Genomic DNA, 22,938 nt, shown 5'->3' with positions numbered 1-22,938 from the left:
ACACGGGTGAGCTTCACTGCCATTCAATCGCGAATTCGCTGCAGCAGTGCCCGTTGCCTGTTGAGTGGACTGCTGCTGGGCGTGCTGTTGAGTGGCTGCGCCAGCCCGCCGTCCGGTGGGGTGCAGGTGGTCGACCGTGCCCATCGCGCCGCGACTCAACAACGCCCGACCGTGACCAGTGGCCAGTACGTGGTGCGCCGTGGCGATACCCTGTATTCGATCGCCTTTCGCTTCGGCTGGGACTGGAAGGCGCTGGCGGCCCGCAACGGCATCACCGCGCCCTACCTGATCCGGGTCGGGCAGGTCATTCGCTTCGATGGCCATCGCACCACGCCCCCGGTCGTGGTGGCGAAATCGGCGCCGGTGATGACCCGCCCGGCGCCTGTCGTGCAGCCAGCGCCCGCTATTCAGGCCCCTCCGGCGACGGTACGCAGCGCGCCAAAGGCACCGGTTCAGGTGACCCCGGCGACCACGCCGGTGCAGCCGGTTCAGCGCTCCGCGACCGGCTGGGCCTGGCCATCAAATGGCGCAGTGATAGGGCGCTTTTCCTCAAACGGCAGTTTGAATAAAGGCATTGATATCGCGGGGGAATTGGGCCAGCCTGTTTTAGCTGCGTCTGATGGGTCAGTGGTGTACGCCGGGAGTGGTTTACGGGGCTACGGCGAGTTATTGATCATCAAACACAGCGATACCTACGTCAGTGCCTACGGACATAACCGCAGGCTGTTGGTACGGGAGGGGCAGCGGGTCAAGGCCGGACAGACAATTGCCGAGATGGGTTCCACGGGAACCGACCGGGTGAAACTCCACTTCGAGATTCGCCGTCAGGGTAAACCTGTAGACCCATTGCAATACCTGCCGCGTCGTTGATCGGTCGCCAGCCTGTTCCATTTCGTAGGAGGAACGGGCTCTAGTGTAGCCAAGGATCCAGGCAACGCTCGGGCTTGCTGTCGAACTCAGCAAGGAGCAACCACAATGGCTCTCAAAAAAAAAGAAACGCCGGAGTTTGACGTCGACGATGAAGTGCTCCTGATGGAGCCGGGCATCGTTCTGGACGGCGGGTCGAAAGAGGAGAAGCCAGCGCCGGCTTCTCGCGCTAAGGCCAAGAATTCCACCAGCAGCAAGCAGCATAAATACATCGACTACACTCGGGCGCTCGACGCCACTCAGCTGTACCTCAACGAAATCGGCTTCTCTCCCCTGCTCACTCCCGAAGAGGAGGTGTTCTTCGCGCGCCTGGCGCAGAAGGGCGATCCCGCTGGGCGTAAGCGGATGATCGAAAGCAACCTGCGTTTGGTGGTGAAGATCGCCAGGCGTTATGTCAACCGGGGCCTGTCGCTGCTCGACCTGATCGAAGAAGGCAACCTGGGCCTGATCCGCGCGGTGGAAAAGTTCGACCCCGAACGCGGATTCCGCTTCTCCACCTACGCGACCTGGTGGATTCGCCAGACCATCGAGCGGGCGATCATGAACCAGACGCGCACCATTCGCCTGCCGATTCACGTGGTCAAGGAGCTGAATGTCTACCTGCGCGCCGCCCGTGAGCTGACCCAGAAGCTCGACCATGAGCCTTCCGCCGAAGAGATCGCCAACCTGCTGGAAAAGCCGGTTGGCGAGGTCAAGCGCATGCTCGGCCTGAATGAGCGTGTGTCTTCGGTGGACGTGTCCCTGGGGCCGGACTCGGACAAGACCCTGCTCGATACCCTGACCGATGACCGCCCGACCGATCCCTGTGAATTGCTGCAGGACGATGACCTGTCCCAGAGCATCGACCAGTGGCTGTCGGAGCTGACCGACAAGCAGCGCGAGGTCGTGGTTCGCCGCTTCGGCTTGCGTGGCCATGAGACCTGCACCCTCGAGGAGGTGGGGCAGGAAATCGGCCTGACCCGCGAGCGTGTGCGGCAGATCCAGGTTGAGGCGCTCAAGCGTCTGCGGGAAATTCTGGAGAGCAATGGCCTGTCGAGTGACGCGTTGTTCCAGTAAGGCGTTTGTCATCAAACAAAACCCGGCTGAGGCCGGGTTTTTTGTGTGCGTTCATGTAAGCCATTGCTTACAGAACATGTAGGAGATCGCGGGAAAGTTCCGCGTGCTACTGGCTCTTTAAGCTTTTGGAATATATTCAAGGTGTTGATTTAATTGATATTTATTATTTTTCCTTGGTGGGCGGTGCGGAGTTTTAGGGAGTAAGACTGACTTGTGCGCGCACCGTAAATCCCTAATATCACATCTGTGTCGAGGGATAGACACGGGTCGCTAAGGACGGTGACCGGGACAATCGCCGGATGCGATTTCATCAGGACGATGAGCTGGGAAATAAAGGGAGTAGGGACAAAAGAGTGGGCGGGTAAAACCGCCCCTTTTTTTGTCCGCAGAAAAGCGAAAGGCCCGCACATGGCGGGCCTTTCATTGATTCTACTCAGCGTTCCAGATGCTGCAGCTTGTCCTTCACACCGTCCCACTCTTCGGCATCAGGCAGGGCATCTTTCTTCTCGGTGATGTTTGGCCAGACCTCGGCCAGATCGGCGTTCAGCTCGGTGAACTCCTGCATGTCCTCCGGCACCTCGTCTTCGGAGAAAATCGCCTGAGCCGGGCACTCCGGCTCGCACAGTGCGCAGTCGATGCACTCGTCCGGATGAATGACCAGGAAGTTCGGGCCTTCGTAGAAGCAGTCGACTGGGCAGACTTCCACGCAGTCGGTGTATTTGCACTTGATGCAGTTGTCGGTAACGACGAAGGTCATGGCTTGATTCTCTCCTCGGGCGGCGGCCTGGCCCTGTCTGTGCAGGGCATGCAGGCGTTCGTTATTGGCCGCGGCTCAGGCTTTAAACCGGGCAGTCATAAAAATGCGCGCGATTCTAACAGCTTGCGCGACTCTGCGTTAGATGTGTGTCTTCCATGTATATAACAGCTCCAGTGCCTTGCGCGGTGTCAGGTCATCCGGGTTGACCTTGGCGAGCTCATCCAGCACGGGATGCGGCAGACTGGCGAACATGTCGCTCTGCATTGGCACTGCGGCTTGTCCGGGTTCCTGGCGCGGGACTTCATGGGGCAGACTGGTGGTTTCCAGACGCGCCAGATGCTCCCGAGCACGGGTGATCACCTCGCCGGGTACCCCGGCCAGCTGGGCCACCGCTAAACCATAGCTCTGACTGGCCGGCCCGGGCAGCACGTGATGCAAAAATACGATGCGCTCGTTGTGCTCGGTGGCGTTGAGGTGGACGTTGGCCACGACCGGCAGGCTTTCCGGCAGCACGGTCAGCTCGAAGTAGTGGGTGGCGAACAGGGTATAGGCGCGCAATCTTGCCAGTTGCTCGGCGGCGGACCAGGCCAGCGACAGGCCGTCAAAGGTGCTGGTGCCGCGCCCGACCTCGTCCATCAGCACCAGGCTGCGTTCCGTGGCGTTGTGCAGGATGTTGGCGGTTTCGCTCATTTCGACCATGAAGGTCGAGCGTCCGCCGGCCAGGTCGTCGCTTGAGCCGATACGGGTGAAGATGCGGTCGACCAGCGAAAGCTCGCAACGGGCCGCGGGCACGAAGCTGCCGATATGGGCAAGCAGCACGATCAGCGCGGTCTGGCGCATGTAGGTGGACTTACCGCCCATGTTCGGCCCGGTGATGATCAGCATGCGTGTCGCATCGTCCAGGCTCAGGTCGTTGGCCACGAAGGGCGTGGTGAGCACCTGCTCGACCACCGGGTGACGACCCTGATCGATGCGCATGCAGGGCTCGTCGACGAAGCGCGGTCGATTGAGGTCCAGGTTCAGCGCGCGTTCGGCCAGGTTGCTCAGCACGTCCAGTTCGGCCAGGGCGGCGGCGCTGTCCTGCAGCGGTGCGAGATGCTCGATCAGCAGCTCCAGCAGGGCCTCGTAGAGCAATTTCTCCCGCGCCAGGGCGCGGCTCTTGGCCGACAGCGCCTTGTCCTCGAACTCCTTGAGTTCGGGGGTGATGAAGCGCTCGGCGCCCTTGAGGGTCTGCCGGCGGATGTAGTCGGCGGGGGCCTGTTCGGCCTGCTTGCTCGGCAGCTCGATGAAGTAGCCATGCACGCGGTTGTAGCCGACCTTGAGATTAGCCAGGCCGGTGCGGGCCTTTTCCCGGGTCTCCAGATCCATCAGGTACTGCCCGGCGTTCTCGCTCATCGCCTGCAGTTCGTCCAGTTCGGCGTCGTAGCCGGTCTTCAGCACGCCGCCTTCACGGATCACCGCCGGCGGGTTGTCGATGACCGCGCGGGCGAGCAGGTCGGCCAGCTCCGGGTAGGTGCTCACGCTCACCGCCAGGTCTTTGAGGTGCGGCGCTTCCAGTTCGTTCATCGCCTGCTGCAGCTGCGGCAGGGCCGCGAGGGCGTCGCGCAGACGGGCCAGATCCCGTGGGCGGGCATTGCGTAGGCCGATACGGGCGAGGATGCGCTCCAGGTCGCCGATCTCCTTGAGCTGGGGCTGCAGGGTTTCGAAGCGGTAGCGCTCCAGGAAACAGTCGATCGACTCCTGGCGCGCCTCGAGCACCGCGCGGTCGCGCAGCGGGCGATTCAGCCAGCGGCTGAGCAGGCGACTGCCCATGGCCGTCTGGCAGCGGTCGACCACCGATTGCAGGGTGTTGTCGCGCCCGCCGGCGAGATTGATGTCCAGCTCCAGATTGCGCCGGCTGGCGCCGTCGAGGATCACCGTATCGTCCAGGCGTTCGTGGCGCAGGCTGCGCAGGTGCGGCAGGGCGGTGCGCTGGGTCTCCTTGGCGTAGCCGAGCAGGCAGCCGGCGGCGCCGATGGCCAGGGTCAGCTGCTCGCAGCCGAAGCCCTTGAGGTCCTGGGTGCCGAACTGCTGGCACAGGCTCTTGCGTGCCGTGTCGCGCTCGAAGTCCCAGGGCGCGCGGCGCCGGGCGCCACGGCGCTTCTCCGCCGGCAAGCCCTGAGGCCAGTCATCCGGAATCAGCAGCTCGACCGGATTGAGCCGCTCCAGCTCGGCCAGCAGGTTCTCCCAACCCTTGATCTCCAGCACGCTGAAGCGGCCGCTGGTGATGTCCAGTACCGCCAGGCCGAACAGGCGCTCGTCGCCCAGCACGGCGGCCAGCAGGTTGTCGCGGCGCTCGTCGAGCAGGGCCTCGTCGCTGACCGTGCCGGGGGTGATGATGCGCACCACCTGGCGCTCCACCGGCCCCTTGCTGGTGGCCGGGTCGCCGACCTGCTCACAGATCACCACCGACTCGCCGAGCTTGACCAGCTTGGCCAGGTAGCCTTCGACAGAATGGAAGGGGATGCCGCACATCGGAATCGCCTGGCCGGCGGACTGGCCGCGGGCGGTGAGGGTGATGTCGAGCAGCTTGGCGGCCTTCTTGGCGTCCTCGTAGAAGATCTCGTAGAAATCGCCCATGCGGTAGAACATCAGTTGGTCCGGATGCTGGTTTTTGAGCTTCCAGTACTGCTGCATCATGGGGGTGTGGGCGCTGAGATCGCTTTGGCTCATCGTTTTGGACTATCCGGCTGAATCGCAAAAGCGCCTAGTGTACGGTATCCCCCTGGCTGGCTTTAACCCCGGAGTGAGGATGACTGTGGATGATCGAGAGTTGAATCAGCTGGCTACCGAGCTAGGAGCGCGGTTGATGGCCTTTGAGGCCCAGGTGAGCACAGCCGAGTCCTGTACCGGTGGCGGCATCGCCGAGGCGATCACGCGGATTCCTGGCAGTTCGAGCTGGTTCGAAGCCGGTTACGTTACCTACTCCAATGCGCAGAAGAGCAGGCAACTGGGCGTCCCCGCTACCCTGTTCGATTCTGTCGGCGCAGTCAGTCGCGAAGTGGTCGAGGCCATGGTACGCGGCGCCCAGGCCGCCAGCGGTGCCCGTTACGCAGTGGCGGTCAGTGGTGTGGCTGGGCCCGATGGCGGTTCGCCGGAGAAGCCGGTGGGTACCGTCTGGCTGGCCTGGGGCGATGGCGGTGAGCTGTTCAGCGTGCGCCGGCAGTTCACGGGGGATCGCGCCGAAGTTCGCCGACAAACGGTCGAGGCCGCCCTAGAGGGGCTGCTGCGCCTGTTGGCGAAAGAAAATCCGGGGGCGGGGTAGGCGGGCGACTTGCCCTGTGGAATAATACTGTCTACTTATACAGTTGTTGGCCGTCAGGCCCTCTTGATCACGTGAGGACTTCAATGGACGAGAATAAGAAGCGCGCCTTGGCGGCTGCCCTGGGCCAGATCGAAAAGCAATTCGGCAAGGGCGCGGTCATGCGCATGGGCGATCATGAGCGCCAGGCGATTCCGGCCATCTCCACCGGCTCGCTCGGCCTGGACATCGCCTTGGGCATTGGCGGTCTGCCGAAGGGCCGTATCGTCGAGATCTACGGTCCCGAGTCCTCGGGCAAGACCACCCTGACCCTGTCGGTGATCGCCGAAGCGCAGAGGCAGGGTGCCACCTGCGCGTTCGTCGACGCCGAGCACGCGCTGGACCCGGACTATGCCGGCAAGCTGGGGGTCAACGTCGACGACCTGCTGGTGTCGCAGCCGGACACCGGTGAGCAGGCCCTGGAGATCACCGACATGCTGGTGCGTTCCAATGCCATCGACGTGATCATCGTCGACTCGGTGGCGGCCCTGGTGCCGAAGGCGGAAATCGAAGGCGAGATGGGTGACATGCACGTCGGCCTGCAGGCTCGCCTGATGTCCCAGGCGCTGCGCAAGATCACCGGCAATATCAAGAACGCCAACTGCCTGGTGATTTTCATCAACCAGATCCGCATGAAGATCGGCGTGATGTTCGGCAGCCCGGAAACCACCACCGGCGGTAACGCGCTGAAGTTCTATTCCTCGGTGCGCCTGGACATCCGCCGTACCGGCGCGGTGAAGGAAGGCGACGAGGTGGTCGGCAGCGAGACCCGGGTCAAGGTCGTCAAGAACAAGGTGGCGCCGCCCTTCCGCCAGGCGGAGTTCCAGATCCTCTACGGCAAGGGTATCTACCGTAACGGCGAGATCATCGACCTGGGCGTGCAGCTCGGGCTGCTGGAGAAGTCCGGCGCCTGGTACAGCTACCAGGGCAGCAAGATCGGCCAGGGCAAGGCCAACTCGGCCAAGTACCTGGAAGACAACCCGGAAGTGGCGCGCACCATCGAGGGCATGATCCGCGAGAAGCTGCTGGTTTCCAGCGCTCCGGTCAAGGCCACTGCCGACCGTCTGGTAGAGGCCGAAGTCGACGCCTGAGTTAATCGTTGGACGATTGCGCAGCAGGTCCTAGAGCATGTCGGTAATCCTGGATAACCCGCTGGCGGTGCGGCGCACGGCCATGGACCTGCTGGCGCGCCGGGAGCACGGGCGGGTCGAGCTGACGCGCAAGCTGCGTCAGCGCGGCGCCGCCGCCGAGTTGATCGAGGCCGCCCTCGATCGGCTGGCGGAGGAGGGGCTGCTGTCCGAGGCGCGTTATCTGGAGAGTTACATCGGCCATCGCGCGCGGGCCGGCTATGGACCGCAGCGGATTCGCGAGGAGCTGACGCAGCGAGGGTTGGACCGGGCCGAAGTCGAGCAGGCGCTGCGCGACAGCGGCATCGACTGGGCCGAACAGCTGCACGCCGCCTGGCAACGCAAGTTCTCCGGCAAGCTGCCTGCCGATCCCCGCGAACGTGCCCAGCAAGGACGCTTTCTCAGTTACCGCGGTTTCCCCCTCGAATCGATCGGCCGCCTGTTGCGCGGTATCGAAGACTGAGCCGGCAAGTACCCGGCCAGCCACTCGCTTGCAATACCCCTCGTTCCTGATCGAAGCCCCTAGCGGGCGCGCTGTGTCCATGTCGCTTCCCTGGGGCGCCTGCTGGCCTTGATGTACTTGCTTGCCGTCCGCCGTCCGCCGTCCGGAGGGGGCTCCGCTCCACCGACCTCGGTCGGCAAAGGTCACCGGGCGTCCTCAGGCGTTTTTCGCCCAGTTCTGTGGCCGATTGATGAAATTCAGCAGCTCCCGCAGGCGCCCGTGGTCGCGGCCGTTGAAGGCGAAGGCCAGCCGAGTCAGGTGGCAGAGCTCCGGTTCATCCTGCTCCTGATCGCAGGGGGGTTGCTGCTGGAAGTCGCCGTGCTTGCACAGGTCCGCGTAGTCGAGGTTCAACTGCTCGACGGCGGCATCGCTGAGCGGGTGGTTGAGGCGTATGACGAACAGACCCTTCAGCCAGCGGCTGGAGTGGAAGTTGCGGTAGAACTGGGCGATTTCCTCGGCCGCCTCGTCGGCGCTGTGCACCAGGCGTATCAGGTGCAGGTCGCTGGGCAGGATATAGCCGTGACCGAGCACTTGCTTCTCGATAAAGGCCAGGTGCTCCTCCCAGTAGTTGCCGCCCGGCTGGTCCAGCAGCACCACCGGCACGATCGGACTCTTGCCGGTCTGGATCAGGGTCAGCACCTCCAGGGCTTCGTCCAGGGTGCCGAAGCCGCCAGGACAGAGCACCAGCGCGTCGGCTTCCTTGACGAAGAACAGCTTGCGCAGAAAGAAGAAATGGAATGACAGCAGGTTGCCGCTGCCTTCCACGGTGGCGTTGGCGCCCTGCTCGAAGGGCAGGGTGATGTTGAAGCCGAGACTGTTTTCCAGGCCGGCGCCTTCGTGGGCGGCGGCCATGATGCCGCCCCCGGCGCCGGTCACCACCATCAGGTCGTAGCGCGCCAGGGTGGCGCCCAGCTCACGCGCCAACCCGTACACCGGGTGATCCACCGGGGTGCGCGCCGAGCCGAATACCGTGACTTTGCGCCGCCGTTTGAACTTATCCAGGGTGCTGAAGGCGTGCTCCATTTCCCGCAGGGTCTGCAGCATGATCTTGGCGTCCCAGCGATTGCGGTCGGCCTGGGCCATGCGGGTCACGGTGATGAGCATTTCCCGGTACAAGGGCAGGTTGGGGCTGTCCGGGGGGACGACCAGGGTGGTGAGCTCATCCACCTTGCTGGCCAGGTCGATGCCGCTGGTCTGGAAATGCCGAGACAGGTAGTCGTCCGATTCATCAGGCATAGAACTTCTCCTTTTGTTATGCGGACCGGGTCCCTTCGGTTCCATGAAGCGCCCGGCCCTGTCCAAGAGTATGGCTGGGTCGCGGCGCTTTTGCGGCAGGGCCACAGGCATCGCAGACCAACTGGAGCGACCAGGGCGGCCTGTCGGCAGGTTGGAGCGGCCCGGTTACAGGGCGATTTGCTCGCCGGGCTCGGGGATGTTGGCGATCCAGTTGAGGCGCTCGCGCAGCACCTGCTGCAAGACCTGCATCTTCTCCAGTTCGCCATGCACCAGGTACAGCTCCGGGTGGTGAGTGAAGTGGCTGACCCAGTCGAGCAACTGTGACTGCCCGGCATGGGCGGAGAAGCCGCCGAGGGTATGCACCTTGGCCTTTACCGCGATGCGTTGGTGCAGCACCTTCACCGTGGTGGCGCCATCAACAATGGCCCGGCCGGTGGTACCTCTGGCCTGGAAACCGGGGAACACCAGGTGGCAGTCACTGCGCCAGAGGTTGTGCTTGAAATGGTGAACGATGCGTCCGCCGTTGCACATGCCGCTGCCGGCGATGATGATCGCACCGCTCTTGATCCGGTTGATCGCCATGGACTCTTCCGGTGACGGCGTGCAGCGCAGGATCGGCAGCCAATCCTCGACGCGCTTGACGTTCCTGGCCTTGATCTCCGCCTGGTTGGTCAGGTCGAACTGTTCGTGAAAGCGCGCGTAGATGGCGTTTGCGCGGATGGCCATGGGACTGTCGAGAAAGACCGCCTGCTGTGGCAGGCGCCCTTCCTGATAGAAGCGCCCGAGGTAGTAGATCAGGTCCTGGGTGCGGCCGACGGCGAAGGATGGAATCAGTACATTGCCGCCATCGCGATGGGCCTGCTGGAGGATTTCCCCGAGCTCGTCGAGGGTCTCGTCGCTGTTGCGATGGTCGCGATCGCCGTAGGTGGATTCGAGCAGCACCAGGTCGGCGCGCTTCAGGGTGGCCGGGTCGCACATCAGCGGCGAACAGGTGTTGCCCAGGTCGCCGGAGAACACCAGGCGACGGGTGAGGTGGTGATCCTCGACCTCAAGCTCGACTATTGCGGAGCCGAGGATGTGGCCCGCATCGTGGTAGGTGACCTGCACGCCCTTGGCCACCTCATGGGGCACGCCGTAGGGCAGGGGGCGGCGCAGCGCGAGGGTCTGTTCGGTGTCCTGGGTGGTGTACAGCGGCTTGACCGGCGGCTTGCCCTGGCGCACCCGCCATTTGCTTTCCCATTCGGCGTCCTTCTCCTGAATGTGCGCCGAGTCCAGCAGCATCAGCTCCATCAGTTCACAGCTGGCTTCGGTGGCGAAGATCGGCCCCCGGTAGCCGCAGGCGACCAGGCGCGGCAGCAGACCGGTGTGGTCGAGATGGGCATGGGAGATGACCACGGCGTCCAGGCTGGCGGGCTCGAAGGGGAAGGGCGCGTGGTTGCGATCCTCCTCCTGCCGGCGGCCCTGGTGCATGCCGCATTCGAGCAGGACACGGGCGCCATCGCGGCTTTCGACCAGGTAACAGGAGCCGGTGACCTGCTGAATGGCCCCGAAGAAGTTGAGTAGTGCCATGGAAGGACTCCTTGGGCGTGCGGGATGGGCATGGCATCAGGCTGCCTCAGATAAGCTCAAGAGGTCTTGATCCAGGTCAGCCCTGACGCCCATCGACCTGCGCCGCGAGCCGCTCCCGCAACCTGTGCGGCGACGCCAGCCCCTCATGCCTTAAGCCTAGTCCCGCTGGCGCGGTCACCTGCCGCTCATCCATTGCCGTGGCCTGGCGCTCGCCTCGGGTTGCGCTCAGGGTACGCCGCAGTCGTCCTTGGAGAAGCGTTCGCTGGTGACCGGGCGGTTGCTCTGGTATTCGCTGAACTGATAGCGCAGTACCGCGCCCTGGGCCAGCAGGCGGCGGTAGCCGGTATTGCGGCACACGCTGTCGGCCAGTTGCGCCCTGACCGTGTCGGGGTTGCCGCGCATCTGTGCGGCGTGGCCGGCCCGCACGCTGAGGTGGTTGATCAGCTCGTTGCCTTCCACCGTGTAGCCGCGGTCGAGGATGTCGGCGTTGATGGCCCGCGGCGTACCCTGGCTGCTCTGGCGGGCGACCTGTTCCAGCAGCTTGGTCAGCTCCTGGTCCTTGAGCGAGGCGGCCTGGACGCAAAAGGGCAGGCACAGGGCGATGGACAGGGCGGTGGCGCGCAGCATGGGGGGCTCCGGAAACGGTTCGTGCGTTGGACCGGCTGGGGCCGGCAGAGGTTCAGCGTGCTGCGCCATCAGTCATGCGGGCACGCCGGCGCGCGGCGGCTTTGTTAGACTGCCGCGCCTGTCGATCCAGGATCAAGTATGCCGTCCTTTTTTTGCCTCCAGGCGCCGTCTCCATGAGTCACGCCGTTGCCCGTTTGCGCGCCGCCCGCCTGGCGCGCAGTGTAAAGCCCTTCGTCGCACGCGGTTCCAAAGCCATGCGGTGCGCGCGCTGCCGCTTGGTCCCGAGCCATTGCCTGTGCACCTGGCGACCACGGGTCGAGGCGCAATCGGCGGTGTGCCTGCTGATGCACGATATCGAAGCGCTCAAACCGAGCAACACCGGCTGGTTGATCGCCGATGTAGTGGGCGATACCTCGGCTTTCGGCTGGCTGCGCACGGAGGTCGATGCGGGCTTGCCGGCGCTGCTGGCCGAGCCGCAGTGGCAGCCCTACCTGGTGTTTCCCGGCGAATATGCGGCGCCGGAGCGGGTGGTCAGCGAGGTCGAGGTGGCGCCGGGCAAGCGGCCGCTGTTCGTGTTGCTCGATGCGACCTGGACCGAGGCGCGCAAGATGTTCCGCAAGAGTCCTTACCTGGATCACTTGCCGGTGCTCAGCTTCAAGCCGGAGCAGTTGTCGCGCTATCGCTTGCGCCGCTCCACCCGTGGCGATCACCTGTGCACCGCCGAGGTCGCCGCGCTCTGTCTCGAGCTGGCCGGCGACCAGCGCGCCGGCGATGCACTGGGGGCCTATCTGGATGTGTTCAGCCAGCACTACCTGGCGGCTAAAGGGCAGCGCGCGATCGACCCGGATGACCCGCTTCACCAGCGCCTGCGGGCGTTTCTGTGAGCGTCGGCGCGGGCAGCGGCGGCAGTTTGCGCGGCCATAGCTGGGCCAGCAGCATGCCGCCGAACATCAGCGCACAGCCGAAATAGCCGCGCAGCTCCAGGGATTCGCCGAGCATGATCGCCCCGGCGATGGCGGCGAACACCGCCTCCAGCGAGAGGATGATCGCCGCGTGGGAGGCGATCGCGTGCTTCTGCGCCACCACCTGCAGGGTGAAGCCGATCGCCACGCCGAACACGCCGCCATAGAGGATCGCCGGGCCGGCGGCGATGATCGCGTCCAGCCGAATCTCCTCGAACAGCACGGCCAGTAGCAGGCTGATCAGCGCGCAGGTGACGAACTGCACGGCGGCCAGGCGCAGTGGGTCGTGGCGCCCGGCGAAGAAGCCCACCAGCAATACGTGCACCCCCCAGACGAAGGCGCCGGCCAGCTGCAGCCAGTCGCCGCTGGCCACCTGGAAACCTTCGCCGACGCTCAGCAGGAACATGCCGACCACCGCCAGGCAGGCGCCCAGCCAGATGCCCAGCCCGGTCTTGTGGCCGATCAGCAGGCCCAGCAGCGGCACGATGATCACGTACAGGCCGGTGATGAAGCCCGAGTTGGTCACGCTGGTGAACAGCAGGCCGACCTGCTGCAGGTTGATTCCCAGGGCCAGGGCCAGGCCCATCAGCCCGCCGCCGAACAGCAGATGACGATTCACCGGCGGCACCGGGGTGTCGGGCGACAGGCGCTGCAGAATGGGCAGTAGCGGCACAAGAATCAGGGCCGCCAGGGCGAAGCGCAGACCGCTGTAGAGAAACGGGCCGATGTTATCCATGCCCAGGCGTTGCGCAACGAAGGCAGAGCCCCAGATCATGGCGGTAAGTAGCATCAACAGGTCGGCGCGCAGGGCTTCCTTTCGCATGGAGCAATCCTTGTGGAGTTAAGGCGCAGACTGTGCCGTAAAGCGCCGTACTTGACCACCCCGGCAGGGCTCGGCATGCTGGCCGCCGTCTCTGGCGTGAAATTGGTCTGACCACGTTGCCCGGCGGCACGCCCAGGCTGCTATCGGTCCCCCGCTGGGGTAACCTGTACGGGTCACGACGTGGCTCCTCATATAACAACAACAGGATCTGCCTATGGCTGCCTATGAAATCCTGATTGCCGACGATCACCCACTGTTTCGCAGCGCCCTGCAGCAAGCCTTGACCCTGGGCCTGGGCCCGGATGTGCGGCTGATGGAGGCCGCCAGCATCGCCGAGTTGGAAGGTTTCCTGAGCAACAAGGCGGACTGGGACCTGGTGCTGCTCGACCTCAATATGCCCGGCGCCTATGGCTTCTCTGGCCTGGTGCTGCTGCGCGGGCAGTATCCGCAGATTCCTGTGGTGATGGTCTCGGCCCAAGAGGACGCCGCCGTCGTGGCGCGCTCGCGGGAGTTCGGCGCCAGCGGTTTCATTCCCAAATCCAGCCCGCTGGAAACCATCCAGCAGGCCGTGCGCCAGGTGCTCGAAGGAGAGGTCTGGTGGCCGGCGCAAACCGAGGAGGCGCAGGCGCTATCCGCCGAGGCCAAGGCCGCCAGTGCCGGCCTGGCCAGCCTGACGCCGCAGCAGTTTCGCGTGCTGACCATGGTCTGCGATGGCCTGCTGAACAAGCAGATTGCCTACGAATTGAGCGTTTCGGAGGCGACCGTCAAGGCCCACGTCACGGCGATATTCCGCAAGCTCGGCGTGCGCACCCGCACCCAGGCGGCGCTGCTGCTGCAGCAGCTGGAATCCATTCCGGCCGGCTGAGCCCAGCGCTGAGGTGGCTAGGCCAGGCTCGGCAGGACGATTTCGTCGCTGCGCCTGACCCCGGCGGTCAGCGCCCGGCACTGTTCGAGGAACTCACGCATGGCGGCGGTCTGGTACTTCTGTTTGTGCCAGATGAAGTAGAACTGTCGGCGCAGATCCAGGGCCGGCGTTTCCACCGCCACCAGGCTGCCGCGGCGCACCGCATCGCGCAGGGCCAGGCGTGAGATGCAGCCGATACCCAGGCCCGACTCCACCGCGCGCTTGATCGCTTCGGTATGTTCCAGCTCCAGCCGGATGTTCAGCGAAGCCGGATGGTGGCGCATGGCCTGGTCGAACGTCAGACGGGTGCCGGAGCCCTTCTCGCGGAGAATCCATGCCTCATTGGCCAGCTCCTCGAGGCTCGCCTCGCGACGCTGCGCCAAAGGGTGCTGGGGCGCGCAGAACACCACCAGTTCGTCCTCCACCCAGGGTTGCACCTCGATATCCGGATGCTGGCAGTCGCCTTCGATCAGGCCGAGATCCAGTTCGTAGTGGGCAATCTGCTGGACCACGTGGGCGGTGTTGTGCACCTGCAGCTTCACCCGACACTCCGGGTGGCGCTGCATGAAGTTGCCGATCAGCAGGGTCGCCAGGTAATTGCCGACGGTGAGGGTGGCGCCGACGTCGAGCGAGCCGAAGCCGCTCTTGCCGGCGAGCAGGCGTTCGATTTCCTTGGCCTGATCGAGCAGCGCCACGGCTTCGGGCAGCAGCTGGCGGCCCAGTGCGTTGAGGCGCAGACGCTTGCCGGAGCGGTCGAACAGTTGGCAGCCGGATTGTCGTTCCAGCTCGCTCAATGAGGTGCTGGTGGCCGATTGCGACAGGGCCAGCGCCTCGGCTGCGCGGGACACGCTTTCCTGCTGGGCGGCGATGACGAATACGTGAAGCTGTCTAAGCGTAAATCGCATATCTATATAACCGATAAGCCATATCATAATAATCCACTTAACAGATATTCTGCACCCGCCTAAAATGCCGCGCAATCACCCGCTTCGGGTATCTGAGCCTTCGAGGAAGCCAGCATGAGCAATCTGAACGTCGAGCGTGTGCTCAGCGTCCACCACTGGAACGACACCCTGTTCAGTTTCAAGACCACCCGCAATGCGGGCCTGCGATTCGAGAACGGTCAGTTCGTGATGATCGGTCTGCAGCAGGACAACGGTCGTCCGCTGATGCGCGCCTACTCCATCGCCAGCCCCAACTACGAAGATCACCTGGAGTTCTTCAGCATCAAGGTGGCGGACGGCCCGCTGACCTCCAAGCTGCAGCACCTCAAACCGGGCGACGAGTTGATGGTCAGCCGCAAGCCCACCGGCACCCTGCTGCTCGACGATCTGCTGCCGGGCAAGCACCTCTACCTGCTCAGCACCGGTACCGGTCTGGCGCCGTTCATGAGCGTGATCCAGGACCCGGAAACCTATGAGCGCTACGAGAAGGTGGTACTGGTGCACGGCGTGCGCTACGTCAACGAGGTGGCCTACCGCGAGTACATCACCGAGCACCTGCCGCAGAACGAGTACTTTGGCGAGTCGCTGAAGAGCAAGTTGATCTACTACCCGACCGTGACCCGCGAAGAGTTCGAGAACCAGGGTCGCCTGACCGACCTCATGCGCAGCGGCAAACTGTTCCGCGATATCGGCCTGCCGCCGATCAACCCGCAGGACGACCGTGCCATGATCTGCGGCAGCCCGAGCATGCTCGACGAGACCAGCGCGGTGCTGGATGGTTTCGGCCTGAAGATATCGCCGCGCCTGGGCGAGCCGGGTGACTACCTGATCGAGCGCGCCTTCGTCGAGAAGTAGGCGCCTCAGCGAGACGAAAAAGCCCGCCTATTGGCGGGCTTTTTCTTGTCCCGAAGGTTAAGGCTGGCTGAAGCGCTGCCCGGACACCGCCGGGTGATAGATCGGCTGCACCTTGTTGCCCGCCGGGTCGAGCAGGTGAAAGCTGCGCGCGCCGTCGCCATGGTCGAAGGGCCGGTCCAGCAGTCGCACGCCCTCGGCCTTGAGGTACTGGTACCAGGCCTCCAGCTCTTCGACGCTGTCGACGATGAAGCCGAAGTGGTCCATTGTCGGCACGCCGTGGGGTTCGGCGTTGGCGCGACTCAGGGAGAGGTTGTCGTTGCCGCAGGTCAGGTAGACCAGGTCCGGGCTGGCGCGGTGCAGCACCTGCATGCCGAGCATGTCGACGTAGAAGCGCTCGCAGGCTTCCAGATCGACGACCTGCAAGGCCAGGTGGCGCAATCCGTTGAGTCGGCTGGGACGTTCAGGCATTTATTCGCACTCCTACTTGTATACAATTAAGTATTCAATATAGGACAAATGGAGTTCTGCGTGTACTGCCTACTGCTCAAGACCCAACTCAAACCCGGTTGCCTGGATGCCTTCATGGCAGCGATGGGCGTCAATGCGGCGGCCTCGGTGCGTGAAGAGCCCGGCTGTCTGGTGTTCGATGTGCTGCGCGACCGCGGTGACCCCGATCGGGTCTGGCTGTACGAGGTTTACCGCGACGAGGCGGCCTTCGAGGCGCACCTGCAGGCGCCGCACTTCATTGCCAGCCGGCCGCTGGTCGATCCGCTGGTCCTCAGCCAGGAGGCGATCGAGGCGGATTCGCTGGCGCTCAATCCGCGGCGTTGAACCATCGGCCTAGAGGGTGGCTGCGCTGGCGACCACGTCCAGCACGCAGATGCGTCCCGGTTGCGGGTAGTGCCAACGCACATCCAGGTCCCAGAAGGCGGCGCCGTAGCGCCGTTCGGGTTGCGGCGTCTGGTAGGCCGGTCGTGGATCCTGGGCCAGGCACTGCTCGATCAGCTCGACCAGGGGCTCGTTCAGGCGCAGGCCGTGCTGACGCGCCTGGGTCAGCGCCTGCTCCTGCCAGTCGACCTTGATGGGCAGTGGCGCGCTGTCGGCAATGGCGTTGACCGCATCCGTCACGCAGTCTGCATAGGGCACGTAGGGCTTGATATCCAGTACCGGCGTGCCGTCCAGCAGGTCGATGCCGGACAGCCAGAGTCGCCCCGGCTCGACCCTGTCCAGCTTGACCACCGACTGGCCAAGGCCATTGGGTCTGTGGGTGGCGCGGCTGGCGAACACGCCGATCGACTGGTTGCCGCCCAGGCGTGGCGGGCGCACCTTCAGGCGTGGCTTGTCTTCCAGCGCCTGGTGGAACAGGAACAGCAGCCAGACATGGCTGACCTGCTCCAGACCTTGCACGGCTTCACCCTGGTCGAAGGGCGGGAGCAGGTCCAGGGTCCCGCGGGCCGCCGGCGCCAGTTGCGGCTGGCGGGGGATGGCGAACTTCTCCTTGAAGCAGGAGCGAACGAAGCCAATGGGCGATACGGCGTAGGACATGAGCAGGCAGTCGGCGGCGGGGGGATGCCCATCTTACCTGCAGAGGGCGCCCGTCTTAAGGGGTGTTATTCGAGCAGCACGGCAATGCCCCCGGCCATCAGCACTAGCCCGGCGAGGCGTGCGAGTCCGAGTCCCTGGGGGAGAATCTTTTCCAGCAGCACATAGGCACCGATCCCCGCCACCCACAGCAGGTTCATCACCCCGCCGAGAAACAGCAGGCCCATCAGGGCCCAGCAGCAACCGAGGCAGTAAAGGCCGTGGGCCAGGCCCATGCGCCAGCCACCGGCGATGCCGGGGCGCCAATGGCTCATGAGGAACAGCACCGGGCCACGGCAATGGGCCAGGCAGGCGGCCTTGCCCGGCAGCCACTGGTAGGCGCCGGCGAGCAGCAGCAGCGTGCCGCCGAGCCACTGACTGTCGCTGCGCATCTGCGGGCTGAGCAGGGCGAGGCGCTCCAGGCCCCATTGCAGTGCGGTGGCGAGCAGGCTGAAACCGCTCCACACCAGCAGATAGGTCAGGCAGAACAGCAGCAGCGCCAGCTGGCGCCGAGGCGCCTGCAGGTGTTTGCGCAGCATCTGTTGATACAGCAGGATCATCGGCAGGGCGCTGGGCAGCATCATGCCGACCATCATCACCACCCACATCGCCAGCATCAGCAAGGCGTCCGTGCCCGTCCAGGGCATCGGCATGGTGGACATGGCCATTGCGGCCATGCCCCGGTCCATCCGCAGCAAGGCCCACCAGGCCAGGGCGACCAAGGCCAGCAGGCAGAGCAGGGTGGCCCACTGGTCGCGCTGCAGCGGCCAGTGTGGCAGCCGCCGTGTCCGTGCGGCGCTGGCGTCGGGCAGCTCGAGGGACTTCAGCGCACCACCCCCTGGCCGGTGAAGTGCAGGCGGGCGAAGTGGCCGTGGCCCTTCTGCGACTGAATCTTGATCGCGCCCTGGGTCTTGTAGCTGCCACTGGCCATCTGCGCCTCGGTGAACTCGAAGCCGGCGGGCAGCACCAGGCGGGCTTCCTGGGCCTGGCCGCTGACCGGGTTGCGAATCGGTTCACCCGTCACTTCCAGCACGCCGGGGATGCGGGTGTGGGCTTCGCGCCGATCCACATCGACGCTGAACTCGATCGGCACGAACTGCGGCTCGTAGACCTCGCTGAGGGTGCTGGCGAATACGGAGAAGACGGTGGCACCGGGTTCGGTGTCCTCGCCCGTGAGAATCCGCAGCAACGCCTCGCGTTGCTCGGCGGTGGCCCTGTTGTCGATAAACAGCTGGCAGCGGCCGTTGCCTTCGTGGATGGCCTTGGGCCAGGCGAAGGTGCCGACCCAGCACAGGCCGTCCAGTCTGATGTCCTGGTAATGGCCTTGATCGATGCGCATCGACACCACGGCTTCGCAGTTGCCGTGGCTGGGCAGTGCGCTGAATTGACAGGGGCAGCCCCAGTTGCAGTTGCAGGTGGCGAATTCGGCGCCCTGCATGCGCCAGTCAGCCATGCTCATGACCTTCCTCCCTGCCGCGTTGGCGGCCTGAAGCGCGATAACCCCCCAAATGAAAGGTTAGCAATGGCGAAGGGCGCGGACGGCGTGGCGGACCAACGGCGCGCGCCGACGCGCAGGGCGGGGCCGTTGTTCGTGTCAGGCGCTAGGGGCGTGCTCGCGGGCGGCCTGGACGGCCGCCTAGGCTTGCGCTGGTGCCTGGCTCAGCCGCGCAGGCGAAGGGTCAGGCCCTTGAGGAAGTTGCGCAGAAACTGATCGCCGCAGGTGCGGTAATTGCTGTGCCCGAACTTGCGGAACAGGGCGCTCATCTCCGGCTTCGACACCGGGCAGTCGACGCTCTGCATGATCGCGTGCATGTCGTCTTCCTTCAGCTCGAAGGCCACGCGGATTTTCTTCAACACCATGTTGTTGGTCACCGGCAGCTCGAACGGCTGTGGCGGGCGGCTGTCATCCTTGCCGCGCTTGAAGTACACCAGACCATCGAGAAAATGCGCCATCAGCTCATCGTCGCAGGCCTGGAAGCCTTCCTCGTCGTCCTTTTTCAGCACGTCGCTGACCCGGGCCTGGTCGACCTGCAGGCCGCTGAGCTGGATGATATCGGCCATCTGGGCGTCGCTGAGGTCGAGGGTGTAGCGCAGGCTGCGCAGTACATCGTTATTGAGCATGGGGTGGTTCCTGGGAAGAAGAGGGCGCCGCACCCTGTCGGGCGGCGAGAGCAGAGGGCCTAGAAGCGTTCCTTGGCCGCCAGATAGCGCCACTGGCCGGGCTGCACCTTGGCCATCGGTACGCCGCCGATGCGGATGCGCTTGAGCCCCAGCACCTTGAGGCCGACGCTGTTGCACATGAACACCAGTTGGCCGGGCTGGGGATTCTTCAGGGCGAAACGCAGACGGGTTTCGTTCTGCCAACTGACCTTGCAGGGCGGCAGCGGCCTGTCGTTGAAACTCAGGCCATGGTTGAGGCGCTTGAGTTGGGCGGGGCTGAGTTCGCCGCTTACCTCGACCACGTACTCCTGCTCGATCTTGCTCAGGTCTTCCCTGAGCTTGCGCTCGACGCGCCAGTCCTGGGTCAGTACGTGCAGACCGTCGGCGCCGGCCTGCAGCGGGATGCACGCGGTCAGTCGCTCGAAGTGGCTCTTCAACGGGCGCAGGCCGGAGGCATCCTCCGGCCAGTGGGTCGCCGGGCCGAGCGTGGCGACGGCGCTCGCCGGGGCGTGGCCGGCGGGCACGTGGAGCAGCAGGGTGACCGGCTCCACGGGGGCGGCCACGGCATCCGGGAGCAGTTCGACATGCTGGCTCGCGACCTTGAACTGTGGCTCGTCCACCACTTCGCCATCGACCAGCACCCAGCCGCCCTGGATATACAGCTCGGCCTCGCGGCGCGAGCAGCCGACCAGTTCGATCAGGCGTTTGGACAGGCGGATGGGGTCGGTCATGGCAAAGGTCATCGTGAAGGGCAGGGCCGCCATTGTAACTGGCCACGGCCTCGCTACAGGGATAAAAAAACCGCTCCGAGGAGCGGTTTTCTGACTGCCGGTGGCTCAGCCGCCGAGGTAAGCGTCGCGCACCTTGGGGTTGGTCAGCAGCTCATGGCCACTGCCCTGCATGACGATCCGCCCGTTCTCCAGCACATAACCGCGATCGGCCAGCTTGAGCGCCTGGTTGGCGTTCTGCTCGACCAGGAAGATGGTCACGCCGTCCTTGCGCAGCTGTTCGATGATGTCGAAGATCTGCTGGATGATGATCGGCGCCAGGCCCAGGGACGGCTCGTCGAGCAGCAACAGCTTGGGCATGCTCATCAGCGCACGGCCGATGGCGAGCATCTGCTGTTCGCCGCCGGACATGGTGCCGGCGCGCTGATTGAGGCGCTCCTTGAGTCGCGGGAACAGGTGCAGGACCTTGTCCATCTGCTGGCGGAAGTCGCCCTTGGCGGTGAAGAAGCCGCCCATCACCAGGTTTTCCTCGACGGTCAGGCGGGCGAACACCCGGCGTCCCTCGGGAACGATGGCGATGCTCTTGCGCATGATCTCCGGGGTGTCCTGGCCGACCAGTTCCTCGCCCTGGTAGCGGATGCTGCCGCTGCTCGCATGCGGGTTGCCGCACAGGGTCATCAGCAGCGTCGACTTGCCGGCGCCGTTGGCGCCGATCAGGGTGACGATCTCGCCCTGACGGACCTCGACGCTGACGTCGTGCAGCGCCTGGATCTTGCCGTAGAAGGTGGAAACCTTGTCGAACGTCAGCATGGCTTACGCCTCCCCCAGATAGGCTTTGATCACGTCGGGGTTGTCGCGGATCTGCTCCGGCGTGCCGTCGGCCAGGGGGGTGCCCTGGTTGATCACGTAGATGTAGTCGGAAATGCTCATGACCAGCTTCATGTCGTGCTCGATCAGCAGCACGGTGACGTTGTGCTGGTCGCGCAGCATGCGGATCAACGCCTTGAGGTCGTCGGTCTCGCGCGGATTGAGGCCGGCGGCCGGTTCGTCGAGCATGAGGATGCGCGGGCGCGTCATCATGCAGCGGGCGATCTCCAGGCGGCGTTGCTGGCCGTAGGCCAGAGTGCCGGCCGGGCGGTTGGCGAACTCGGTCAGGTTGACCTGCTCGAGCCAGTGGGCGGCGTATTCCATCGCCTCGCGCTCGCTCTTGCGGAACGCCGGGGTCTTCAGCAGGCCGGCAATGAAGTTGGTGTTGAGGTGACGATGCTGGGCTACCAGCAGGTTCTCCACCGCCGTCATTTCCTTGAACAGGCGGACGTTCTGGAAGGTGCGCACGACGCCCTTGTGGGCGATCTTGTGGCCAGGCAACCCTTCGATCTGCTCGCCATTGAGGCGGATGCTGCCGCTGGTGGGCTGGTAGAAACCGGTCAGGCAGTTGAACACCGTGGTCTTGCCGGCGCCATTCGGCCCGATCATCGACACCACTTGCTTCTCATCGACCGACAGACCCACCCCGTTGACGGCCAGGAGGCCGCCGAAGCGCATGGACAGGCCGCTTACTTCTAGGATCGGGCGGCTCATGGTTTCAGCTCCAGGTGCGGGCGCTGCATGGGCAGCAGGCCCTGCGGACGCCAAATCATCATGAATACCATCAGGGCACCGAACATCAGCATGCGGTACTCGCTGAACTCACGCATCAGCTCGGGCAGCAGGATCATCACCACCGCGGCGAGAATGATGCCCAGCTGTGAGCCCATGCCACCCAGCACGACGATGGCGAGGATGATCGCCGACTCGATGAAGGTGAAGGACTCCGGCGTCACCAGGCCCTGGCGCGCGGCGAAGAAGCTGCCGGCGAATCCGGCGAAGGTGGCACCCAGGGTGAAGGCCGAGAGCTTGATCACGGTGGGGTTCATGCCCAGTGCGCGGCAGGCGATTTCGTCTTCGCGCAGTGCCTCCCAGGCACGGCCGATCGGCATGCGCAGCAGGCGGTTGATCACGAACAGGGTCAGCAGCACCAGCAGCAGGGCGATCAGGTAGAGGAAGATCACCTTGTTGATCGACTGGTAGGCAACCCCGAAAAACTCGTGGAAGGTCTGCAGGCCTTCTTCGGCACGGCGCTCGAACGACAGGCCGAACAGCGTCGGTTTGTCGATGTTGCTGATGCCGTTGGGGCCGCCGGTCAGCTCGGTCATGTTGCGCAGCAGGATGCGAATGATCTCGCCGAAACCGAGGGTGACGATGGCCAGGTAGTCGCCGCGCAGGCGCAATACCGGGAAACCGAGGATGAAGCCGAAGAAGGCCGCCATCAGGCCGGCGATCGGCAGGCACACCCAGAAGCCCAGGCCGTAGTAGTGCGACAGCAGCGCGTAGCTGTAGGCGCCCACGGCATAGAAGCCGACATAGCCGAGGTCGAGCAGGCCGGCCAGACCTACCACGATGTTCAGGCCGAGGCCGAGCATCACGTAGATCAGGATCAGCGTGGCGATATCCACCGCGCCGCGGCTGCCGAAGAACGGCCAGGCCAGGGCGATGAGGATCAGGCCGAGCACGGCCCAGCGCTGCGTGGACGGTTGGGTGAGGAAGTCGCTGGACTGGCTCGGCACCTTGGGCAGCCCGGGCGCACTGCTCCAGGCGGCGCCGATCTGGTTGCGCAACAGTTGCCAGAAGAACATGGCGATGGCGCAGGCGCCGATGGTCCAGAGCACGGCCGGGCTGGCGCCCTGTACCTGCAGGCTGATGCCGACCGTGGTCAGCTTCAGGCCGATGACCGGGTAGGCCACGGCCAGGACCAGCAGGGCGCTGAAGAAAGCGGTCTTGAGGTTGCCGCGGATCGAGGG

Annotated in this window: 25 protein-coding genes; 9 read left to right on the top strand and 16 right to left on the bottom strand. The window is 64.6% G+C overall.

All coding sequences use genetic code 11. The features are described 5' to 3' along the window. The first annotated feature begins 6 nt into the window (after window positions 1-6). Complete coding sequence (locus tag KDW96_RS05355; protein WP_255839398.1) at window positions 7-870, top strand: peptidoglycan DD-metalloendopeptidase family protein; 864 nt, start codon at window positions 7-9, stop codon at window positions 868-870. A 105-nt stretch (window positions 871-975) separates the two neighbouring features. Further along, window positions 976-1,983: an RNA polymerase sigma factor RpoS gene (rpoS, locus tag KDW96_RS05350; RefSeq protein ID WP_255839397.1), complete on the top strand. Its 1,008-nt coding sequence runs from the start codon at window positions 976-978 to the stop codon at window positions 1,981-1,983. A 433-nt stretch (window positions 1,984-2,416) separates the two neighbouring features. On the opposite strand, the gene fdxA is transcribed toward rpoS, so the two are convergent. Both fdxA and mutS read right to left on the bottom strand, forming a co-directional pair. Next, a complete protein-coding gene (gene fdxA, locus KDW96_RS05345; protein WP_255839395.1) occupies window positions 2,417-2,740 on the bottom strand; it encodes a ferredoxin FdxA in 324 nt (107 codons plus the stop codon). Window positions 2,741-2,878: 138 nt separating this feature from the next. After that, window positions 2,879-5,452 (bottom strand): DNA mismatch repair protein MutS, encoded by a 2,574-nt coding sequence (mutS, locus tag KDW96_RS05340; RefSeq protein ID WP_255839394.1) that lies wholly within the window; start codon window positions 5,450-5,452, stop codon window positions 2,879-2,881. Window positions 5,453-5,531: 79 nt separating this feature from the next. On the opposite strand from mutS, the gene KDW96_RS05335 reads away from it, so the two are divergent. The 3 genes from KDW96_RS05335 to recX all read left to right on the top strand — a co-directional run bounded on the left by KDW96_RS05335 (window position 5,532) and on the right by recX (window position 7,670). Beyond that, window positions 5,532-6,044 (top strand): CinA family protein, encoded by a 513-nt coding sequence (locus KDW96_RS05335; RefSeq protein WP_255839393.1) that lies wholly within the window; start codon window positions 5,532-5,534, stop codon window positions 6,042-6,044. A gap of 83 nt (window positions 6,045-6,127) precedes the next feature. Next, window positions 6,128-7,171, top strand: coding sequence for a recombinase RecA (gene recA, locus KDW96_RS05330; protein ID WP_255839392.1), 1,044 nt, complete (start codon window positions 6,128-6,130; stop codon window positions 7,169-7,171). Window positions 7,172-7,208: 37 nt separating this feature from the next. Continuing rightward, window positions 7,209-7,670, top strand: a complete 462-nt coding sequence (recX, locus tag KDW96_RS05325; RefSeq protein WP_255839391.1) for a recombination regulator RecX — start codon at window positions 7,209-7,211, stop codon at window positions 7,668-7,670. Between the two features lie 195 nt (window positions 7,671-7,865). On the opposite strand, the gene KDW96_RS05320 is transcribed toward recX, so the two are convergent. The 3 genes from KDW96_RS05320 to KDW96_RS05310 all read right to left on the bottom strand — a co-directional run bounded on the left by KDW96_RS05320 (window position 7,866) and on the right by KDW96_RS05310 (window position 11,141). Further along, a complete protein-coding gene (locus KDW96_RS05320; protein ID WP_255839390.1) occupies window positions 7,866-8,945 on the bottom strand; it encodes an LOG family protein in 1,080 nt (359 codons plus the stop codon). 165 nt (window positions 8,946-9,110) lie between these two features. After that, the gene (locus KDW96_RS05315) at window positions 9,111-10,514 is read right to left on the bottom strand and encodes an MBL fold metallo-hydrolase RNA specificity domain-containing protein (protein ID WP_255839389.1); all 1,404 of its coding nucleotides are present in this window, start codon (window positions 10,512-10,514) and stop codon (window positions 9,111-9,113) included. 225 nt (window positions 10,515-10,739) lie between these two features. Further along, the gene (locus tag KDW96_RS05310) at window positions 10,740-11,141 is read right to left on the bottom strand and encodes a quorum-sensing-regulated virulence factor family protein (RefSeq protein ID WP_255839388.1); all 402 of its coding nucleotides are present in this window, start codon (window positions 11,139-11,141) and stop codon (window positions 10,740-10,742) included. Between the two features lie 173 nt (window positions 11,142-11,314). On the opposite strand from KDW96_RS05310, the gene KDW96_RS05305 reads away from it, so the two are divergent. Continuing rightward, entirely contained in the window at window positions 11,315-12,025 is a 711-nt protein-coding gene (locus KDW96_RS05305) for a tRNA-uridine aminocarboxypropyltransferase (RefSeq protein WP_255839387.1), read from the top strand. Here KDW96_RS05305 and KDW96_RS05300 read toward each other — a convergent pair. Beyond that, window positions 11,961-12,926 (bottom strand): DMT family transporter, encoded by a 966-nt coding sequence (locus tag KDW96_RS05300; RefSeq protein WP_255839386.1) that lies wholly within the window; start codon window positions 12,924-12,926, stop codon window positions 11,961-11,963. The genes KDW96_RS05305 and KDW96_RS05300 overlap by 65 nt on opposite strands. A gap of 214 nt (window positions 12,927-13,140) precedes the next feature. Between KDW96_RS05300 and erdR the strand changes: the two genes are divergently transcribed. Next, complete coding sequence (gene erdR / locus KDW96_RS05295; protein ID WP_255839385.1) at window positions 13,141-13,791, top strand: response regulator transcription factor ErdR; 651 nt, start codon at window positions 13,141-13,143, stop codon at window positions 13,789-13,791. A gap of 17 nt (window positions 13,792-13,808) precedes the next feature. On the opposite strand, the gene KDW96_RS05290 is transcribed toward erdR, so the two are convergent. Further along, on the bottom strand, window positions 13,809-14,735 hold the full coding sequence (locus tag KDW96_RS05290; protein WP_255839384.1) for a LysR family transcriptional regulator: 927 nt from the start codon (window positions 14,733-14,735) through the stop codon (window positions 13,809-13,811). 114 nt (window positions 14,736-14,849) lie between these two features. Here KDW96_RS05290 and fpr point away from each other — a divergent pair, with 114 nt between their 5' ends. Further along, on the top strand, window positions 14,850-15,629 hold the full coding sequence (fpr, locus tag KDW96_RS05285; protein WP_255839383.1) for a ferredoxin-NADP reductase: 780 nt from the start codon (window positions 14,850-14,852) through the stop codon (window positions 15,627-15,629). Window positions 15,630-15,686: 57 nt separating this feature from the next. Here fpr and KDW96_RS05280 read toward each other — a convergent pair whose 3' ends face one another. Beyond that, a complete protein-coding gene (locus tag KDW96_RS05280) occupies window positions 15,687-16,097 on the bottom strand; it encodes a VOC family protein (RefSeq protein WP_255839380.1) in 411 nt (136 codons plus the stop codon). Window positions 16,098-16,157: 60 nt separating this feature from the next. Here KDW96_RS05280 and KDW96_RS05275 point away from each other — a divergent pair, with 60 nt between their 5' ends. Further along, entirely contained in the window at window positions 16,158-16,460 is a 303-nt protein-coding gene (locus KDW96_RS05275; RefSeq protein WP_255839379.1) for a putative quinol monooxygenase, read from the top strand. Between the two features lie 9 nt (window positions 16,461-16,469). Here the strand turns inward: KDW96_RS05275 and tsaA are convergent, their stop codons facing one another. The 8 genes from tsaA to KDW96_RS05235 all read right to left on the bottom strand — a co-directional run bounded on the left by tsaA (window position 16,470) and on the right by KDW96_RS05235 (window position 22,932). Continuing rightward, on the bottom strand, window positions 16,470-17,174 hold the full coding sequence (tsaA, locus tag KDW96_RS05270; protein ID WP_255839378.1) for a tRNA (N6-threonylcarbamoyladenosine(37)-N6)-methyltransferase TrmO: 705 nt from the start codon (window positions 17,172-17,174) through the stop codon (window positions 16,470-16,472). A 65-nt stretch (window positions 17,175-17,239) separates the two neighbouring features. Beyond that, entirely contained in the window at window positions 17,240-17,887 is a 648-nt protein-coding gene (locus KDW96_RS05265) for a DUF2182 domain-containing protein (RefSeq protein ID WP_255839377.1), read from the bottom strand. A 146-nt stretch (window positions 17,888-18,033) separates the two neighbouring features. Continuing rightward, window positions 18,034-18,669 carry a DUF1326 domain-containing protein gene (locus KDW96_RS05260; RefSeq protein WP_255839376.1) on the bottom strand — a complete coding sequence of 212 codons (636 nt, stop codon included), beginning with the start codon at window positions 18,667-18,669 and terminating at the stop codon, window positions 18,034-18,036. Window positions 18,670-18,869: 200 nt separating this feature from the next. Continuing rightward, complete coding sequence (locus KDW96_RS05255; RefSeq protein WP_255839375.1) at window positions 18,870-19,331, bottom strand: YehS family protein; 462 nt, start codon at window positions 19,329-19,331, stop codon at window positions 18,870-18,872. A 59-nt stretch (window positions 19,332-19,390) separates the two neighbouring features. Beyond that, the gene (locus KDW96_RS05250; protein ID WP_255839374.1) at window positions 19,391-20,101 is read right to left on the bottom strand and encodes an rRNA pseudouridine synthase; all 711 of its coding nucleotides are present in this window, start codon (window positions 20,099-20,101) and stop codon (window positions 19,391-19,393) included. Window positions 20,102-20,206: 105 nt separating this feature from the next. Then, window positions 20,207-20,908, bottom strand: coding sequence for an ABC transporter ATP-binding protein (locus tag KDW96_RS05245; protein WP_255839373.1), 702 nt, complete (start codon window positions 20,906-20,908; stop codon window positions 20,207-20,209). Window positions 20,909-20,911: 3 nt separating this feature from the next. Then, window positions 20,912-21,679, bottom strand: coding sequence for a high-affinity branched-chain amino acid ABC transporter ATP-binding protein LivG (livG, locus tag KDW96_RS05240; protein ID WP_255839372.1), 768 nt, complete (start codon window positions 21,677-21,679; stop codon window positions 20,912-20,914). Continuing rightward, entirely contained in the window at window positions 21,676-22,932 is a 1,257-nt protein-coding gene (locus KDW96_RS05235) for a high-affinity branched-chain amino acid ABC transporter permease LivM (RefSeq protein ID WP_255840482.1), read from the bottom strand. Before KDW96_RS05235 ends, livG begins: the two co-directional genes overlap by 4 nt. Window positions 22,933-22,938: the final 6 nt, after the last annotated feature.

The sequence above is a fragment of the Pseudomonas benzenivorans genome (genome assembly GCF_024397895.1).
Lineage (GTDB): Bacteria > Pseudomonadota > Gammaproteobacteria > Pseudomonadales > Pseudomonadaceae > Aquipseudomonas > Aquipseudomonas benzenivorans_A.
This window is presented reverse-complemented; position numbering and strand designations above follow the sequence as displayed.